General features: G+C 47.1%; 12 protein-coding genes. 11 read left to right on the top strand and 1 reads right to left on the bottom strand.

The genetic code is table 11. The annotated features are described in order from the left end of the window. Window positions 1-57 precede the first annotated feature (57 nt). The 9 genes from PV02_RS04130 to PV02_RS04090 all read left to right on the top strand — a co-directional run bounded on the left by PV02_RS04130 (window position 58) and on the right by PV02_RS04090 (window position 11947). Window positions 58-2784, top strand: a complete 2727-nt coding sequence (locus PV02_RS04130) for a cation-translocating P-type ATPase (RefSeq protein ID WP_256622091.1) — start codon at window positions 58-60, stop codon at window positions 2782-2784. Window positions 2785-2918: 134 nt separating this feature from the next. Continuing rightward, window positions 2919-4715, top strand: coding sequence for a glycosyltransferase (locus PV02_RS04125; RefSeq protein ID WP_256622090.1), 1797 nt, complete (start codon window positions 2919-2921; stop codon window positions 4713-4715). Between the two features lie 2 nt (window positions 4716-4717). Continuing rightward, on the top strand, window positions 4718-5695 hold the full coding sequence (locus PV02_RS04120; RefSeq protein ID WP_256622089.1) for a galactose-1-phosphate uridylyltransferase: 978 nt from the start codon (window positions 4718-4720) through the stop codon (window positions 5693-5695). A gap of 25 nt (window positions 5696-5720) precedes the next feature. Continuing rightward, a complete protein-coding gene (locus PV02_RS04115) occupies window positions 5721-6884 on the top strand; it encodes a glycosyltransferase family 4 protein (RefSeq protein ID WP_256622088.1) in 1164 nt (387 codons plus the stop codon). After that, on the top strand, window positions 6881-7936 hold the full coding sequence (gene corA, locus PV02_RS04110) for a magnesium/cobalt transporter CorA (RefSeq protein WP_256622087.1): 1056 nt from the start codon (window positions 6881-6883) through the stop codon (window positions 7934-7936). The genes PV02_RS04115 and corA overlap by 4 nt, the downstream gene beginning before the upstream one ends. Before the next feature lie 16 nt (window positions 7937-7952). Beyond that, a complete protein-coding gene (locus PV02_RS04105; protein WP_256622086.1) occupies window positions 7953-8663 on the top strand; it encodes a DUF432 domain-containing protein in 711 nt (236 codons plus the stop codon). After that, entirely contained in the window at window positions 8660-9607 is a 948-nt protein-coding gene (locus PV02_RS04100; RefSeq protein ID WP_256622085.1) for a mechanosensitive ion channel family protein, read from the top strand. Before PV02_RS04105 ends, PV02_RS04100 begins: the two co-directional genes overlap by 4 nt. Continuing rightward, window positions 9567-10742 carry a polysaccharide deacetylase family protein gene (locus PV02_RS04095; RefSeq protein ID WP_256622084.1) on the top strand — a complete coding sequence of 392 codons (1176 nt, stop codon included), beginning with the start codon at window positions 9567-9569 and terminating at the stop codon, window positions 10740-10742. Before PV02_RS04100 ends, PV02_RS04095 begins: the two co-directional genes overlap by 41 nt. Next, window positions 10739-11947: a glycoside hydrolase family 57 protein gene (locus tag PV02_RS04090; protein WP_256622083.1), complete on the top strand. Its 1209-nt coding sequence runs from the start codon at window positions 10739-10741 to the stop codon at window positions 11945-11947. The genes PV02_RS04095 and PV02_RS04090 overlap by 4 nt, the downstream gene beginning before the upstream one ends. Before the next feature lie 34 nt (window positions 11948-11981). Here the strand turns inward: PV02_RS04090 and PV02_RS04085 are convergent, their stop codons facing one another. Continuing rightward, complete coding sequence (locus tag PV02_RS04085) at window positions 11982-17381, bottom strand: alkaline phosphatase family protein (protein WP_256622082.1); 5400 nt, start codon at window positions 17379-17381, stop codon at window positions 11982-11984. Between the two features lie 653 nt (window positions 17382-18034). Here PV02_RS04085 and PV02_RS04080 point away from each other — a divergent pair. Both PV02_RS04080 and PV02_RS04075 read left to right on the top strand, forming a co-directional pair. Then, window positions 18035-18301 carry a hypothetical protein gene (locus PV02_RS04080; protein ID WP_256622081.1) on the top strand — a complete coding sequence of 89 codons (267 nt, stop codon included), beginning with the start codon at window positions 18035-18037 and terminating at the stop codon, window positions 18299-18301. 46 nt (window positions 18302-18347) lie between these two features. Continuing rightward, window positions 18348-18749 (top strand): hypothetical protein, encoded by a 402-nt coding sequence (locus PV02_RS04075; protein WP_256622080.1) that lies wholly within the window; start codon window positions 18348-18350, stop codon window positions 18747-18749. The last annotated feature ends 150 nt before the right edge of the window (window positions 18750-18899 follow it).

Genomic DNA, 18899 nt, shown 5'->3' with positions numbered 1-18899 from the left:
GTTTTAATTTTAAATCAACAACCCTTTTATGCCAACCTCACATAACTCCTGATGGTTATGGGGGACAGGACAGCAGAAGAGAATAGTTTCCAATGTACTTCCCAGGGTGATGAGCATCTCATCGGGCTGGATGAATTCCTGCAAAGGCTGAACACCACAGCCGAAGGTCTCTCCAGCGAAGAGGCGCTCCGGCGGAAGGAGCTCTGCGGCCCTAACCTGCTTGAAAAAAGAAAAAAAGAGAGCCTTCTGAAGAAATACCTGAAACAATACGGGAACTTTTTCGCCCTCCTCCTGCTCTTTGGCTCTGTGCTTTCCTTCGCTGCGGAGTACCTGGACCCGGGACAGGGTAATATATTCATCGCCATCGCCCTGCTTGGAGTGGTCATACTCAATGCGACCTTCACGTTCATCCAGGAATACCAGGCCCAGAAGATAATGGAGAGTTTCCAGAACCTCATGCCACCCACTGCGAGGGTGAAGCGTGACGGGGAGATCGTGGAGCTGCCGGCTTCCGAGCTTGTCGTTGGGGATATAGTCTACCTTGAGGAGGGAGACAAGATACCCGCCGACGGCCGGCTTATAGTGCAGAACACCCTGAAAGTGGACAATTCACCCATAACAGGAGAAGCCGAGCCGCAGTTAAGGTCCCTTGAGTGCACCCACGAGGACATGCTTGAATGCAGGAATATGGTGTTCTCCAGTACCCTGGTGCAGACAGGCAACGGGGAAGCGGTCATCTTCAGCACGGGGTCGGACACGCAGATCGGGAAACTGTCCCTGCTCACCGAGGAAACTGCCTCCGTGGACACACCCATACGCAGGGAACTGAACCATTTTGTCAAGATAATATCATCCATCGCCATCTTCCTGGGGATAGCATTTTTCATTATCGGTTTCTTCATCCAGGACACTGTCCTTGCCAGCCTCATCTTTGCCATAGGCATCATCGTTGCCAACGTTCCTGAAGGCCTTTTGCCTACAGTGACACTTGCACTGAGCCTGGCATCCAGGAGGATGGCTAAAAGGAATGCACTCATAAAGCAGCTTGAATCCGTAGAGACACTTGGCTCCACCACGGTCATATGCACAGATAAGACAGGCACCCTTACGCAGAACAAGATGGCGGTACACACCGTATATACCGGCTCCGGCTATATGGATGCTGCCAGCGGACAGGAGCCACCCGAGATCCTCCTCCGCGTTGCCGTGGTCTGCAATAATGCAAGACTGTCGGAAGAGCCGCCCGGCTACAGGGGAGATCCAACAGAAGGTTCCCTGCTGGTCTACGCGGAGAGGTTCCGCGATATCAGGAAGATGCAGGAAGGATACCCCCGGCTGGCTGAGTACCCCTTCGATTCCAGGGTAAAGCGGATGCAGGTCATTTGCAAGACCCCGGAAGGAAACATGGACTCCTACCTTAAGGGCGCTCCGGAAGTGCTTCTGGAAATGTGCGACCGCATAATGGCAGACGGGAACGAGAGTGAGCTGACCGGTCCTAAGAAGCGGCAGCTTGAAGAGGAGTACCTCAAGATGGCAAAGCGGGGGGAAAGAGTGCTGGCATACGCTTTCAGGAAAGCCGGTGAGGTAAAGGAGTATAAGGAACATTTCATCTTCCTGGGGTTCTCCGGAGCACTCGATCCTGCGCGCCCCGAAGCAAGAGAGGCCATTAACAGGTGTTACAGGGCCGGCATCAAGGTTGTCATGATCACAGGTGACCATCCCGTGACAGCAAGATCCATAGCCTCGCTGGTGGGGCTCACCAATGAGGACGGCGACCCGGTGATGATCACCGGCACGGAACTGGAGCTGATGCCAACGGAGGAGCTCAGCCATAAACTAAAGTCAAGGAGCATAATATTCGCCCGTACTTCCCCTCTCCAGAAGCTCAAGATCGTGAGGGCTTTCCAGGCAGCAGGCGAGATCGTCACAATGACCGGGGACGGGGTCAACGATGCGCCTGCGATCAAGAATGCGGACATGGGCGTTGCCATGGGCAGCGGCACGGACGTTGCCAGGGAATCAGCAGACATGGTCCTGCTGGATGACAATTTTGCAACCATCGTCAATGCCGTGGAAGAGGGCAGAACGGTCTTTGATAACATCAAGAAGTTCATAGCCTATATCCTCACAAGCAACGTGCCTGAAATACTGCCCTTCATTGCCTTTGTGCTGCTAGGTCTTCCCCTTCCCATGAATGTCCAGCTCATACTTGCCATCGATCTTGGCACGGACATATTGCCTGCCATTGCACTTGCCGTGGAAAAGGGAGAAGGGGATATCATGGATCGCCCGCCCCGGAGCAGTAAGGAGAAACTGCTCACACCCCAGGTGCTGCTCACATCCTACGGCCTCAAGGGTCCCATAGAAGCAGTCGCTGGTTTTGCATGCTACTTTGCGGTCATGTACGGAGGTGGATGGAGCTGGGGTCAGCAGCTTGCCTTCTCAGATCCCCTGTACAGGCAGGCTATAACAGCGTTCTTTGCTGCCGTGATCGTCTGCCAGATAGCCAATGTGTTCGCGTCGAGGACCCGCAGGCAATCGGTGTTCGCTAAAGGGATGTTCAGTAACAGGCTGGTACTGCTTGGTATAGCCAGTGAGTTACTGATACTGGCCTTTATAGTCCTGCATCCATTTGCGAACACAATATTCAACACAGCCCCCATATCAATGGAATATGTACTGCTGGCTGTGCCTTTCGCCCTGTTGCTCTTCACTGCGGACGAGCTCCGGAAATATCTCATAAGGCACGGATCAGCATCCGTGCGTGATGTGCTGGGATGGTGACCCCTGTCGCCATGGCAGTACTGAGGGTCAGGTACTTTTGATCCGTGTATATCTGTTCCGGATCTATCCCTGCCTAACTTTTGAGATATTCTCATATATAAGTGTCAATATAATGAGAGTGGGAGTTATCAATAATGGAAAGCAGGTTCATAGTCATAGCAGGCGAGGAAGCAGGGCCAAGATCGAACAAGATGGGAGGTATCTGGAATGTCATTGATGCTGAGGCCAGGAACCTTGCACAGATGATAAGCAACGGTGTCAGCGGGGATGATAAGACAACGCGGATAATTGTTGCAGGCCCTTATTACGGGCACGCAGGAGCAGACTGGAACAAGGGACTGAACAGGATAACTGACATGAGCGGGTTCAGCGAATACGAGCCTGAAGGGGAACTGCTCTTTGCCCTGGAGCAGCTTGGTTCCATGGGTATAGAAGCACATACCGGGTCCGTAAAAGTGGATGATGCGGACGTCATTTACATCATGTTCAAAACGAACGACTTCAATATGATCAGTTCTGAATACAAAGGCCAGAAAATGTACCTTTCAGGCAAAGTGAAAGCCGAGGCATATGAGCTCACCGGACTGGACTCGCTCCACTACGAAACCATGAATAACGGCATGGAATACACTCATTACCTCAACCTGTCCTACGCCATATCCGAACTTGTCCGCCTGCTTGTGGATGCCGGCAGGTCGGCCTCGCCCGTATACAGCGACAGGGCCATATCTGATTTTGCGGCTTCCCTGATGCCTTCTGTGGAGGTCTCCCTTCACTGTCACGAGTTCGGGGCCTTCTATGCAGCTGCACGGCTTGAGAGACTTGGTGTGAGCGTGCACACGGTTGCAACTTATCATGCGACAATTCCAGGCAGGGTGGCAGGCCATCGATCCATCCGGAAAATAAGGGACAAGGACAGTTCCTGGGACAGCGGGGTCCCTGTCAACTTCGCAAGACTGGAGTCACTGTCATCGTATGCCGATGTGGTGACTGCCGTGGGTGATTCCACGCGCAAGGAGGTAAAGCTGTTCTATGGCATCGATGCAATTGTAGTGCGCAACGGTATAGACCTGGAAAGCAGCGACGTTGACTGGCCCAAGAAGGTCAGGAACCGGAAAAGGATACAGGAATTCCTGTCAGAGAAGATATATAATGTATTCAACAGCAGGGTGATCCTCCCGGACAGGATCGTGCCTATCTTTTCCATATCCCGCATAGAGATAGAGAACAAAGGATACCCCGACCTGCTTGATGCCCTTGTGGTGCTGGACAGGATGGTCAGGACAGAGATAGACGCAGGTCACCTTGATGAGAATTTCAGGGTGATATGTTTCATTGTTGCAGCCCACGGGCCAAAGACAAACACACCAGAGAACTTCCCCATCTACCTGCCCGAAGAGATACTGATAGGCGAAGAGATGAGACTTCAGCAGATGATAAACTCCAGGGGACTTGAGTGCTCCAGGATCCCTGATGGCAGCCGGCATGTGGCCGCTGTTCTATACCCACAGTGGCTCTCAGACCACGACGGCGGCCTGAACATGACAACGGATGAGTTCATGTCCGGATGTATCGCCGGGGTCTTCCCTTCCAGGTATGAGCCGTTCCTGCTCACCGGACTGGAGGCCGGGAAAGAGGCGACCCCCAGTATAGTCAGCAAGGTGTGTGGGTTCAGCGACGCCCTCAGCACCCTCAAAAGGCTTGTGATGGGCATGGGCGGTGTCATCGTGGTGGACAACATCAACCTCTCCTATATAGAATCAATAGCGGACTATGCCCTTGCCATGGACTATTTCATCGATACCTATACGGATGACAAGGTTAAGTACAACCTGCTCTGTCAGGAGGCGAGCCTGCTTGCAAAGGACATGAACTGGAAAGCGCCTACCAGGGAATATTTTGAGCTTCTCACGGGCACACGCATGGAGTGAAAATGTCCGAGATACGCAAGCACTACTTCCTTGACGAGCACTGCATCATCGCTACCGGCAGGGCTAAAAGGCCCTCCGCGCCGGAGGCATGCAGTGCTGGAAAAAACTCATCATCCTGTGTGTTCTGCCGGGGACAGGAAGATAAGACACCTCCTGCAACTGCGGTATATAAGGGTGGACATGTGTTAAGGGATACCGGAGACCAGCGGGTCACTGGATGGGATGTCAGGTGCATCCCCAATATGTATCCTGCGCTCTCTCCCGATGCACCTGAACTGGTAAAACCTGAGTTTGAGGCCTTGCAAGGCTACGGTTTTCATGAAGTGATCATTGAGCATCCTGCGCACGACAGCAGGCTGCACCTGTTCTCCGATGAAGGGATGCTGCTACTGATGCAGGTGTACAGGGACAGGGTCATGCACTACGGGACACAGGAAGGGATTAAGTATGTGTCTCTGTTCAAGAACTGGGGTAAGAAGGCAGGAGCCTCTATCGAGCACACCCATTCACAACTCATCGCACTGCCTGTCATGCCTGCCTATGTTCAAAGGGAACTTGATGCGATAAAGAGTCTTGAGAAGTGTCCGTATTGTGACATGATAGGAAAGGAGAAGAACGGCAGGAGGCAGGTGTACAGCAACGGGCATTTCATTGTGATAGCACCTTACTGCTCGGGGGTGCCCTACGAGCTCTGGGTAATCCCGTTAAAGCATGTGCATCACCTGTCAGGCTTTACCCGGGAGATGCTCTCTTCTCTGGGGGATTGCCTCAGATTTGCCATCTCAAGGCTGGATGCAACAATCCCCGGACTTGCATATAATTACATGTTCTTCCAGACAGAAGACTACCGGGACTACCACCTCAATCTGAGGATACAGCCGGTCACATCCGTGGCTGCGGGATTTGAAAGGGGCACAGGGATATACATAAACACGATGCCACCCGAGATAGCAGTAGAACACCTTCTGGAAAAAGCCTGATGTTAATACTAATGGGAGTGAAATAATGAAAACCTTAAGAATTGCCATGTTCTCATGGGAAAGCCTGTATTCAGTCAATGTAGGAGGGCTTGCGCCTCATGTTTCGGAACTTGCGGAGGCCCTTGCACAACATGGCCATGAAGTGCATATATTCACCCGTAACCAGGACATGATGCCCTATGAGATAGTTAACGGAGTCCATTATCACAGGGTCAGCCATTCACTCTCCGGTGGCATAGTCCAGCAGATGGACAGTATGTGCGATGCCATGCATTCCGCTTTCTGGGAAAGCGTGCAGAGGTTCGGGAACTTTGATATAATGCATGTTCACGACTGGCATCCTGTGAACGTGGTCAGCAGGCTCAAAGCCGATGCTGGTCTGCCCTTTGTCACAACATACCACAGCACTGAGTGGGGAAGGAACGGGAACGTCCACGGCAGCTGGTGGGAAGCAATTGAGATAAGCCATAGGGAATGGAGAGAAGGATATGAATCATCTCAGGTGATATCCACTTCCCGGGCACTGAAAGCTGAGATCCAGCACCTGTACCAGATACCCGACTACAAGATATCGATAATACCAAACGGACTCAACGAGAGCAAGATAAGGATGGATGTGGACCCTGGCAAGGTGAAGTCCGCCTATGGTATCCATCCTTACGCCCCTGTGATCCTGTTCGTTGGCCGCATGAACTACCAGAAAGGCCCCGACCTCCTTGTGAAGGCCATACCAGCGGTTCTCAGCAACAGGTGGGATGCGAGGTTTGTCCTGATAGGGGAGGGAGAAATGCGTCCTGTTTGCGAGGACCTTGCCCGTAAGCTCGGTGTCTATAATAGCTGCCATTTCCTCGGTTACGCGAAAGAGAGCGTGAAGAAGGAGTGGGTGAATGCATGTAACCTTATGTGCGTACCAAGCCGCAATGAACCTTTCGGGATAGTGCTGCTGGAAGCCTGGGATGCAGGCAAGAACATTGTGGCCACTGACGCAGTGGAGCTCATTGACAACTTCCATAACGGCATTACCGTCTACCAGAAGCCTGAATCCATAGCATGGGGGATCAACCATGTGCTGGATAACTATGCCGACGGCCAGCTTGGCAGGGAAGGAAGGAAACTCCTGCGGGACAGGTACAACTGGGAAAAGATAGCTGAAAAAACAGTCGAGGTCTATCTGAAGGCAACAGGATGAAAAAACATTATTCAAAAAAGGCCGGCCTTGCCCCCGGTACCATTGTCCATGTGGGTGAGGCAAGGACAGAAAGACCGAAGATCACCCTGATCAATTACGACAGGAACAACTACGAAGAGCGCGTAGTTGAGGATATCGAAACATGCTTCCTCTGCAAGGATTCCAGCTCAGTCACATGGATAAACATTGATGGTGTCCACCAGGTTGACATTGTTGAGAAGATAGGGACGCATTGCGGGCTTCACCCGCTTGTAATGGAAGATATAGTTCACACGGACCAGCGCCCAAAGATGGAGGAGTTCGAATCCTACATTTACCTCGTGCTGAAAATGCTGCAATTTGACGATGCAACTGCAGCCGTTACCACGGAGCAGGTGAGCATCATCCTTGGTCCCAGCTTTATCCTGTCATTCCAGGAGGATGAAGGAGATACCTTTGAACCTGTAAGAGAAAGGCTCAGGAACTCAAAGGGACGCATACGCTCTGTAGGTCCCAGCTACCTTGCCTATGCTCTGATGGACTCGATCGTGGACAACTACTTCATAGTGCTTGAGAAGATCGGCGAGTTCCTTGAGCTGCTCGAGGAGGACATGATAGAGAACCCTACCCCGGAGATCCTTGAGGATATCCACGGGATAAAAAAGGAGATAATCTACCTCCGCAGATCAGTCTGGCCTCTCCGGGAAGTCATAAGCAGGCTGGAGCGCTCTGAATCACCACTTATAGAAAAGGTCACAATGGAGTTCCTCAAGGACCTGTATGACCACACTATAAGGATAATAGAGACTGCGGAGACCTATCGTGACATAACCTCAGGCATAATGGACGTTTACCTGTCAAGCGTCAGTAATAAGATGAACGAGGTCATGAAGACCCTGACAATAATAGCAACCATCTTCATCCCGCTCACATTTATAGCCGGAGTGTATGGCATGAACTTCGAGCACATGCCTGAGCTGGGCTGGAAATGGGGATATCCTGCAGCCTGGATAGCAATGCTACTTGTATCCGTTTCCATGCTGATGTACTTCCGCAGGAAGAAATGGCTGTAATAAATGAATGATATAAATGTATGACAAATATACCCCCCCTTTCACTCTAAACTTTGAAGGCCATGAGATATCGGTAGAGAAGGACAGGGAAAACCTCATATACAGAAGGACCTGCAGTTACGAGACTGTTGAAAAGATACTCCTCAATACTCAGGGAGACTTTCTTATCAACCCCATTGAACCTGTGAACCTGCCAAAACCCATAACTTCCTTCCTGCTTATCGATTTTGAACACCCTGTAGTGGTAGGCCCGGGAACAAAGCAGAAGATATACCTGACATTCCCTGTGGAGACGGGGATATTTATCATCGGCAGGAACGGAGACCATGAGCTCATAGATGTGCTTACCCTCAGTAATATAAAATACACCCTGTACGGGGCGCCTAACAACGGGGTTGTGTGCAGATACTGGAAAAGTAAGGCCTTTACATCCTACCCCCACCCGGATACACGATATGAGGGAGACATAGAACTTGATATCATCAATGACACAACCTATTGGATGGAAGTAACAAAAGCTGTGTTCAATGCCTACGGCATGAAGATATATTACGGGAAAGAACAGCTATCAATGAGAGCTTTCATGAGGATCATCAACAGGAATCTCGCTGAGACCGGGTTTATGACTTACACTACTACAGCGGAGTTCAAAAGGTCCATCGAGCTCTACACATCCCGTAAGATAATATTGAACGGGAACAGAGGCATAATGGAGCATGGCCTATGAATGTTACTGAAACCATCAGTTCCCTCCCGGAGACCCCTGAGACCGTGCTCAAGATAGTAGGTGCCATACTGGTGCTTATTATAGCCATCGCAATGGGAAAAGCACTGACCATTTACCTTCAGAGATCCCTGAAGGACAAGGTTGACAAGGGGCATCTCGATATAATACTCAAAGTTGGTTATTACGGCCTCATTACACTGGTTATTGTGGTTTTCATTTTACCGCTGACAGGGATTGAAAGCTCCGGCCTTCTGGTTACAGGAGGGGTGCTGGGTATAGTCATTGGTTTTGCCAGCCAGAGTATCGTAGGTAATCTCATATCAGGTTTTTTCCTCATAGTGGAGAGGCCTATCAAGATAGGCGACCAGATCAATATTGCCAATAACATCGGGTTTGTGGAGGACATCAATATATTCTCCACGATAATAAGGACATATGACGGACTCTACATGAGAATACCTAACCAGACAGTATTTACAGCTAATATTACCAATTATGTCGCGAACGTTACAAGGAGATTCGAATACGTGGTAGGCATCCGTTATAGCGACGACGCTGAGGAGGCCATCAAGATCATACGCGAGATCATTGACAACGAGCCCTTCGCCCTGAAGAACCCGTCTCCGGGGGTGTTTGTGGATACCCTCGGGGATAATGCGGTTAACATAATTGTCAGGATATGGGCGCCTATCACAGAATGGTTCGAGATGAAGACCAGGCTGCTATGGGTCATCAAGAAGACGCTGGAAAAGAACGGGATAGAGATAGCCTTCCCTCAGAGGACCGTATGGTTTGCAGGCGAACTCCAGACAAGGAAGGTCACCGATACACAAACAGAACTTTTGCCTGAAGCCCGGAACATGTATCCCCTGGCGGAAAGAACAGACCTTACGGAGGAAATACATGGCCTCCCGGAAATGCAGGAAGGAACAAAGGAAGGTTGAACCAGTGAAAGCTGTCTGCGTGTGCTTTGAAGTCCATCTTCCCTTACCTCTTAAGTGGTACTGGCCGCGGGAAGGATACGGCGCCCCGGCACTTGACAAATATTTCGAGATAGGGAGGAGCTATAACAGTTTCCTGAGACTAGAAAAGGATACCAGTATACTTAACAGTGCCCTGCTGGCATCCATGGAGGCAGGGGGCAGGTACGCATTTGATATCTCCGGGATCTTTCTGGAACAATGCAAGTGGGAACCGGCGATACTTGACAGTTTCAGGCAGCTTGCCGATAAGGGGGCAGGGTTTATGGCATCGCCCTATTATCACTCCATCTGCCCGATATTACCGGACCTTCAGGAGTTCAGGGAACAGGTCAGCATGCACATGGACTCCCTGAGGGACATTTTTGGAGTAAAGCCTGTCAGTTTCACCAATCCGGAACTTCTTCTTGATCAGAGGACGATAGGAATTTGCAGGGGCCTCGGGTTTAAGTGCTTTATCTCGGAAGGATCCCATAATATCGTTAACGGGTGCGATCCGGTGCACGTTTACATGAACGAGGTTCCTACCCTGCTGCGTCATATAAACCTCAGCGAGGACGTGGAAAAAAGGTTGTCGGACAGGAAGTGGCCCGGGTATCCCCTGATAGCAGAGAAGTTCGCGTCATGGGTAGCCGGCATGGAGGGAGATGTTGTAACACTATACACCAAGTACGATTCACTTCAGGTACATCTCCAGAGAAATGCCGAGATCGTGCAGTTCCTGAAAGAACTGCCCCTCTCTCTGGCACGGCATGGCATAGAAATGCTTCTTCCGGAAGAGGCCGTCGGCAGGTTCAGGCAGGAGGAACTGCCTTCCCTTTACTCAAAGAAGACAGCACGTTACGGCATGCATAACCTCCTGGGGAACCACGCCCAGCACCTCTACATGCATGAGCTGCAGAGCATAGGAAATGAGCTTGGGAATCTTAAGTCACATGAGGAATACGAAAAGCTGCAGTCCATCTACCGCTACCTGCAGCAGACTGACATCTTCCTGGAGATGAACGCCGAAGGCCGGCGTTTAGGGTATGAGAAGGCGGTCAATAATTTCTCCATACTTTCGGATGTAAAGCGCGTACTGACAGAGGCTGGCACATGAAATCGGTTTGTTTCTACTTTGAGGTTCATCAGCCCCACAGGCTCAAGTGGTTCTGGCCCGACAGCAGGTCGGAAGGATTCGGGAGATATTTCGATGACGATGTCAACAGGGAGATATTCAGGAGGGTGTCCGAGAAGTGCTACCTGCCTGCAAACCGCACAATCCTGGAACTTATGGATGAGAGTGACGGAAAACTAAAGCTCAGCATGTCCGTCACGGGCACTCTCCTGAACCAGTGCGAAAGATGGGGCGAGGATGTGCTGGAAAGCTTCCGCGATCTCGCAGATACCGGATGCATGGAATTTATCGACGAGACATATTATCACTCCCTTGCCTCCCTGTTCGAGTCCGGTGATGAGTTTATGGACCAGGTATCGGAGCATCGCAGGGCAATGTCGGACCTCCTTGGCGTGGTGCCTGAGGTGTTCAGGAACACAGAACTGCTGTATAACAACAGCATAGCCGCCCTTGCTTCTGAAATGGGATACAAGGCCATACTCATGGAAGGGATCGAGCGGGTCCTTGAAGGCCGGTCCCCCAACCATGTCTACAGCGCCAGGGACAGCAATATAGCTGTCCTGCTGAGGAACTACAAACTGAGCGATGACATCGGATATCGCTTCTCATCACGCTGGTGGGAAGAGTACCCGCTCACGGCTGACAAATGGGCAAGCTGGTTATCCCGTAGTGCAGGGGAGACAGCCAATATTTTCATGGACTATGAGACCTTCGGTGAGCACCAGTGGGCGGATACAGGCATATTCGCATTCCTCAGGGCACTCCCGGGCGAGGTCACAGACAGAGGGGTGGATTTTCTCACACCCTCGGAAACCGTCAGCAGGTACGCTCCTGCAGGAGATATCGACGTAGGAGATTTCTCCACAATCTCATGGGCGGATATCGAAAGAGACACCAGCGCCTGGCTGGGGAACGATATGCAGAGGCGCTGCTTTGAGGAAGCTAAATTACTGGGGCCTTATGTAAAAGCCACCGGAGACTGGGAGCTCATCAGCATTTGGAAGTACCTGCTCACCTCGGACCACTATTACTACATGAGCACAAAATGGCTCGGGGACGGGGATGTGCACTCATATTTCAGCATCCACTCCTCACCCTATGATGCAGGAGTCAACTTCATGGCTGTGATGATGGATTTCAAGGAAAAGGTGTTCCGTAAATTGAAGGAAAATAGAAGGAACGGATAAAAAGAAGTCAAGGAGGTACAATACTTCCTACCAATCATTTTTCGTGTATTACTATATTTCCTCCTTGTAGCTGCCCCGATGCCGTGTGGTAAACGACTCCGTTTTTGTCGAGTACTGTTATATAATAGGAATCTGGAGTTCCACTCGATTCATTATCAACAGCTTCCACGATAAACTGGAAGTTACCACTGCTTTCTGGCTGTAACAAGCCAGTAGTCGAGTCATATATCTGTAGCGAGGCTTTCCCCTGGAATCTGGATGTAGCACCTGTAATTGCCAATCCTATCCAGGCGTTGCTTTTAATAATATAGTCCAGGCCATCCTGATGATATATGTATACAGAGTTACCCTGAACATTTCCTTTATTGTTATATTTAGCAGTGAAACCGAAGTTGCCATGGCTTCCTGTCGGATCCAAAATCCATCCGCCGCCTGTCGTGAACTGGCCGGTTGGTTCATAAACTGTCAACAGAGCAGGTGCTGACGTCGTTGGGCTATAATAGCCATCCGACACGATTCTGGCTATTATCATATAATCATCTGCCGGAAGATTATTGATCGTTGCTTTAGCTGTCCCAACGCCCATGCCCGAAGAAGTCACAGTAACCAATGCAACGGCTGGCACAGTAGTGATAGGATTTGAATATGTCGCATCACTGCTTTTGTATATAGTGAAATTCACCTTTACTTGGGTCAGATCACCATAGTCAGTATCAGTTTCCTCAAGGGTCGCCCTGAGATCAACCGAACTAGAAGTAACTGGAACGATCATGTCACCGGTATAGGTAATAGCAGCATCTTCATGGCTGATAGAGAATGACTCTGTAAGCCTATCTGCACTGTAGTGACTGTCCCCGGCAAACTCCGCCTGTACATTATAGTTGCCTGCTGACTGATCGATTTTTAAAGCCGCTGAGGCAACACCATCTGTTCCCGTAACAGCTGTGACGGTCTGATCACCAAGAATAAAGTTGATTGGTTTGCCTGAAAGTGGAGTGCTGTTTCCGTAGTCGTTCAACTGTGCTTTCAGCGTCGTATTGTCCGAGTACTGAGCAGTTAAATTTCCAATATACTCAAGCCTAGTGGTACGGCAAGACACATTGATATGCGAACTTGCTGAACCTAAACCACCATCATCATCCAATACCTTTAACATAGTTTCATATTCCCCTGGTGTGGAGTACATGTGGACTCCGCTTACTTCATTGCCAGACATCGTTCCAGGCTCAACCGGACTGCCATCCCCCCAATTGATTTCACAACTCCACGAATCGTTTCCTGGATCTGTAGAGTTTCCAGAGAGAGTCATAGTATCTCCCCACTGCACAGTAAAGTTGCTGCAGTCCACTACAGGCAACGCATTTAACACAGTTACATTGGTGATATTAGTAGTACTTGCCCCATTGCTGTCAGTAACCTTGAGGCTAACCTGCCCGTTATGATCATCATCCCACATATGTGCGACTTCCATTCCTGTGGAATCTGCAATTCCATCCATATCAAAGTCCCATTCGTAACTGACTATATCCTCATTACCATCTGGATCATAGGAGGAACTGGCATTAAATGAGATGGAATGCCCCTCTATTCCTATATATGGACCGCTTGCGTTTGCTACGGGAGGGTGGTTTGCACTTGGTAAAGCAGTCAATCCTATATGGAGATCGGTCACTGGTGGTGGTATACTGACCACAATGCTATCTGCAGGATAATAGCCTGAAGCTTCAACATGCACTCTGTATGAACCTTCAAGAACATCCCATTGATACATGCCATTTTCATCAGTAATCAGAGGATTTATATCAGGTTGAGAAATGGGAGGTTCGAGTCCTGTTGGAACATTCTCCCAACCTCCTTCTCCGTCGGGCCTTTGCAACCATACAGCAGCACCTTCAATACGCTGACCTGTGGCTACATCATATACGCAGCCGGCAGGATCGATGTATAAATTGAACACAATCTTTTCGTTTTCGCACCCGTGAACCTGGTAAGTCACTGTTGCATACCCGTGCCGTGGATAGAAAGTGGTCGTATACTTCCACCGCTCCGGACCTCCCGCCATGCTGCCAGTAATATCGCTTCCACCATCATTGACATGTATGGTTATATCAACACCAGTTGCAGATTCGCAGCTCAGGTATGAGAATGTAACCGGGGTACCCCAGTAGACTGACTGAGTATTGCCAATGAAGTTAACGGGCTCTATTCTAACATTTGCCGGTAGGGGTGAACCTGTAATTTTTGTCTGTGTCTCAAATTCGTTATCATCATACCTTACTTCGATATTTGAGGCGCTTATCTCTGCATGATTGAGCAGAACCGCACCCACGTCCACACTTTCGGGTATCCTGACAGTTACGGTCTCATAACCACAGCCCATAGTACCTATAGTTCCAAGGCTCCATGTTATTTTCCTAGAAACCGGACTATAGATCCCGTTGCCTGATGCAGAGATGAATTCAACCTGACTGGGTAAGCTATCGGTGAGCACTGCATTTTGAGCTGCTGAGTCCCCAAAGTTGTGGTAGTACAGCCTATAAGTCATATTGCTGCCGCGGTCTTTGGCTACAGGTGCTTGTGCTGAGAGATAGAGATTGGTTCCTGCATACTGCGGGAATTTGAAGAGAATCGCCAGTTCGGGATTTATCACCTGTTTATTGTAAGAATACTGAATTCCCCCATTTCCATCAGGTGATTCAATTCCAACTGTAGCTGAACCCCCTTTATTGTAGGGAGGGCGGTCATAACTGGTTGCCCAATATACTGAGCCAAAATCCACATCCTTATACTGGAACCTGATATTGTTACTTCCCTCATACAATATAGCTTCAAAGGTTATTCCGCTCGTAGAACTAGAATAGTGTTGATTGTCCACCCATTCCACAACAAAGATCCTGTTAGGAGCCGTTCCTAGAGTTTGATAATAAACACGACCTCCCTCCCATGTCACAAGATCATCCCAGTAAGGTGAAATGAAACCGTGGGCAGAAGCAGATTGTCCTATAGGTTCATTTACATATGTAGACGTTGTTGCACCGGAGAATAGGAGACCATTGTTTGCTACACCCAGCCTGCTATAGTCCGTACCATAATAATTGAAGAAGAAACCAATGTCAATATTACTGACTATGCCGTCATCGGAATCGGCCAATATCCCCGTACCGGTTTGTGAGATTTCTATCCAGTCATAGTCAGGTCCTCCGTATGTGTTACTGTCCTTTACCCTGTATCCAAAGGAATCCTGCACCGGCAAAACCTTTCCGTCAGCTTTAGGCATTGAGAAACCGAGCAGATCTGCAATCGTTGTTGCCATATCGATATTGCTTGCAGGTGTTGTATCCACGCCTTTTCTTATAGTCGGTCCTGAGAATATCAATGGAATGTACGACTCATCAGGACTGAGGCCACCATGTTCGCTTTCCTGTTCGTCGTTATCAAAATACCATCCGTCCGCAGAATTGGCCAGTAAAACTATGTCCCCGCTTCTCGCGGAGTTCAATCCGTTTATACGATTAACAGCGTCAACATAATCCGTTTTACCTGCAAAGAAGGTCTTTAAGTCCTGAGTATTGCCGTCTCCTGTATAAACCCTGTATCCGTTCGACCCTGAGTACCTGACCAATATCACATCAACATACGAGTGAGACTTATATGCATCTAAAGCAGGAAGCAGATCATCCAACTCTGGCTGGTCGTTCCAATCATTAGTATCCGTATCGCGGATATATATCTGTGCCATGCCTCCATTTGGTGCCGCTGTTGCATCGTAATCATCAGAATCATCTTCTTCATCGTCAGTTATAAACCCCGCAATTGTCAAAGTGTTTTCTAATTCAGTTTTATTTATGTCCAATTCATTATCAACAGAAATATGGCCGTGATCTGACACAACTATAAACAGGGTTTCATACATAAGACCAGAATCAATTAGACCATCGTAATATTCAAAATAATCACACTCACCTCCATAGAGAAGACGACCGACTTCTATATCGACATGATTCTTTAGATAGTATTCTTGGTTGTAAGGATCCACTCCGTTTGATCCATAATAATGGCTATATCCATCTAACCCAGGCAGGTAAATAGTAAAAATACTCGGTGCATGATCATCAAGTTCACACATAGCTGCAGATATTGCTTTTTCATCCTCCTTATCATGTTGATGGTCATAATGGTACCATCCCGCTAATAAAGGCTTTACCCACTTAGTCTTATCGCCAACATCATCAATATGTCTACCATAATGATTATAGATTATTGTACTATCCATACCAATGCTACTTGCAGCTTCATATATAGTATCGACATCACTGCTTAAGTCTTTGTTTGCTGTTCCTTCGGTCCAAATAGGATACCAGAAGAGACCATACCACGAATTGAAATCTAGGTCATACCAGACCTCCAGCCAATAATCACGATAAGTTCGACTACTCTTTTCAAACCATCTGTTTCCAGCAATTTCATGTTGTTTAGGATAATTACCTGTGAAGATGGATGCTTGTGTTGCCAAAGTTACCGATGGAAACACAGTTTTTGCATCTGTAAACCTGACACCGTTATCAGCGATTACAGACATATTTGGCATGTCTGAAAGAGAATTGTATAGAGCGTCACGTTTCAGACCATCTATATCTATGATTATAGCTCTTTTTGGTACAGGATTAGAGGTAACAGTAACAGTTGCCAATGTGGAAATTGTCTCTGTTGCAGATGACTCTGTTGAATATACCACGTCAACAGGTATAGTGAGAATTTCACCTTCTGGGAATTTATCAGGAACAGGAACCTCAAGAACTATGCTTGTCTTTCCCTTACTTATCATTTTTTGAAGTTTTTTGTCCAGATCAACGTAATATTCAATCTGCTCGGTTGAAAGATTTTCTTTTTTAATCTTAGCATTAAACTCTTCATTGAGATTATTTCTGATCTTCAATGTATTGCCTATTGGCTCAAGTTTTTGATTAACGGATTTTTTTTCAGGTTTTGGCTTTGAGATTGAGAATATGGAAGTATTTGTAGTCTCAAAAGACTGGACCAGAAGATCATTACCTTGCTTATCCTTGGAATTGGCATCTGAAACTTTGTTGCCAACTGTCTTTTCCTCAACAAGCTGGAAAGGATTTTCATAGTCTATCTCTTTAATTGTAATCTTCTTTTTTTCAGATTTCAACTCAGCGTCCTGATTATTTATTTGCTCCTCGATGCTCATAGATTCGGCCTGAAGTGAGGGAAGTTCTTGCGTATTGAATATGGATACGCGAACCTTCAATAAACTACCCGGCGCCACTTGAGTTGGCGCAATGATGTTTACATCGATGGTGTCTTCAGCAGCAAATGCAGGAATAGCCGAACAAAGTAGTATAAGCGCTATCAGTATACATATTTCTATACATCTTCTGTGTTTAAAGTCAGAATTTGTTTTTTGTTTCATTTTTACTCCTCTTTGACATAATTAATGCAACACATGTCTAAACTAGTCTAAAGTGAACATAGATTTTGTCACAATCCTACCCAAATAATTGAAATAGATTGATAATTATAATTGCTTTTAGACAGAGTCCATTACAGAGGATTTAAAAATATTAACTAATACTTAAATATTTCTAAATTAATTTCTTGTGTTTAATATACGTACATTATTTTAAAAACTTAGAAGCCATTTCTACAAATCAATATTAAATAGAAAAATTTAAACTGAACTTTTCATAACTTTACTTTAACAAGTAAAAGCAGGGAAGAGAAAATTTATCAGGTTCTGCTAAAAAATAAGAGTAAAAATGATGAGTTGACAATAGGCTCCATTACTTTTATATACTAAAAAAAGTAGAAAATAGAATAAGAATATTTACAGATCTCAATACTCATATTTTATGACATGGAATAAACATTCAAGGCGAATTGTTAAACTTTGCACTTGAGTAGAAACACGATAATTAATTATGGTTGTTAGATGTAGGTTCAAAGTACATTAAACATAATTAGCTCAGTAAGTTAATATAATGTAGTATTTGCACAGAATTTTATAACATATTCACAATGATTTCAATTTTTTGGAAAATAAACATGCAGTCAAAAATGAAATATTTGAACGAGAATACTATTGGTATTCTTGTCATAATCGGAACACTGGTACTGTATCACATGCTGAATATGGAAAGTGACATACTACAAGAGTTTAGAAGAAGTATATCGGTTGTATGGGTATTTATGATTCCTGGAATCGCTTCATCTCTTATATATGCAGTACTGACAAAGAACATAAGAAAAGCAATTGTTGTTGGAGTTTTAACAAATATACTATGGTTCATCTGGGCTATTGCTTATATGCTAGCTACATTTGAATTAAACTGATATTTGCAATTTAATGGAAGATTTGTTTTATTAATTTGGGGAAAACATGGATAACTACGAAAAAAATGGAGGGGTACTAGGTGCAGTATGGGGTTTATACAGTGGCATGCTTTACGTCTTTAGTGCTTATGCATCATATCCACCTTCCCATATTGCATACGATGACTATATCCGGGCTCTCACCACAAATACAATATACGCTCTAGCATCACTTCCAGCATTTATCGCTGATACCATAGTAGTACTCATCGTGGAGCCTATTATTGAATATATATTCACCCTTATTTCAGTTACATTGAAAATCTTAGTAGGGAATGATATAACAACTGTTTTGCTTCTTGTAATAATGGTTGTGTTGCCGCTGGTCCTCACCATATCGATCGGGTCAGTTATAGGCATTTCAATTGCCCGGCTGATCAAGATCCTGAAAAATAAAATAGTTCAATAATGTAAGAACAACTAGCTGGGTTCGCAATATTCAAATCAGAAAAACCTGTCTTTCATTTCATATCCTCCATATCAGTTTATGACAATTTTTTACAATGAAGCACTTTGCAATTGCATCTCCAGATAATTCACATTCTAGCCTAGAAATAGA

Source organism: Methanolobus chelungpuianus, assembly GCF_024500045.1.
Lineage (GTDB): Archaea > Halobacteriota > Methanosarcinia > Methanosarcinales > Methanosarcinaceae > Methanolobus > Methanolobus chelungpuianus.
The sequence above is the reverse complement of the archived record's forward strand: the minus strand, read 5'-3'. Positions and strand labels throughout refer to the sequence as shown.

Bases quoted from the DNA above. Each gene is read 5' to 3' on its own strand.
- PV02_RS04100 (WP_256622085.1), top strand. From the start codon at position 8,660: ATGAATGTTACTGAAACCATCAGTTCCCTCCCGGAGACCCCTGAGACC.
- PV02_RS04090 (WP_256622083.1), top strand. From the start codon at position 10,739: ATGAAATCGGTTTGTTTCTACTTTGAGGTTCATCAGCCCCACAGGCTC.
- PV02_RS04125 (WP_256622090.1), top strand. From the start codon at position 2,919: ATGGAAAGCAGGTTCATAGTCATAGCAGGCGAGGAAGCAGGGCCAAGA.
- PV02_RS04130 (WP_256622091.1), top strand. From the start codon at position 58: ATGGGGGACAGGACAGCAGAAGAGAATAGTTTCCAATGTACTTCCCAG.
- PV02_RS04085 (WP_256622082.1), bottom strand. From the start codon at position 17,381: ATGAAACAAAAAACAAATTCTGACTTTAAACACAGAAGATGTATAGAA.
- PV02_RS04120 (WP_256622089.1), top strand. From the start codon at position 4,718: ATGTCCGAGATACGCAAGCACTACTTCCTTGACGAGCACTGCATCATC.
- PV02_RS04095 (WP_256622084.1), top strand. From the start codon at position 9,567: ATGGCCTCCCGGAAATGCAGGAAGGAACAAAGGAAGGTTGAACCAGTG.
- PV02_RS04075 (WP_256622080.1), top strand. From the start codon at position 18,348: ATGGATAACTACGAAAAAAATGGAGGGGTACTAGGTGCAGTATGGGGT.
- corA (WP_256622087.1), top strand. From the start codon at position 6,881: ATGAAAAAACATTATTCAAAAAAGGCCGGCCTTGCCCCCGGTACCATT.
- PV02_RS04115 (WP_256622088.1), top strand. From the start codon at position 5,721: ATGAAAACCTTAAGAATTGCCATGTTCTCATGGGAAAGCCTGTATTCA.
- PV02_RS04105 (WP_256622086.1), top strand. From the start codon at position 7,953: ATGTATGACAAATATACCCCCCCTTTCACTCTAAACTTTGAAGGCCAT.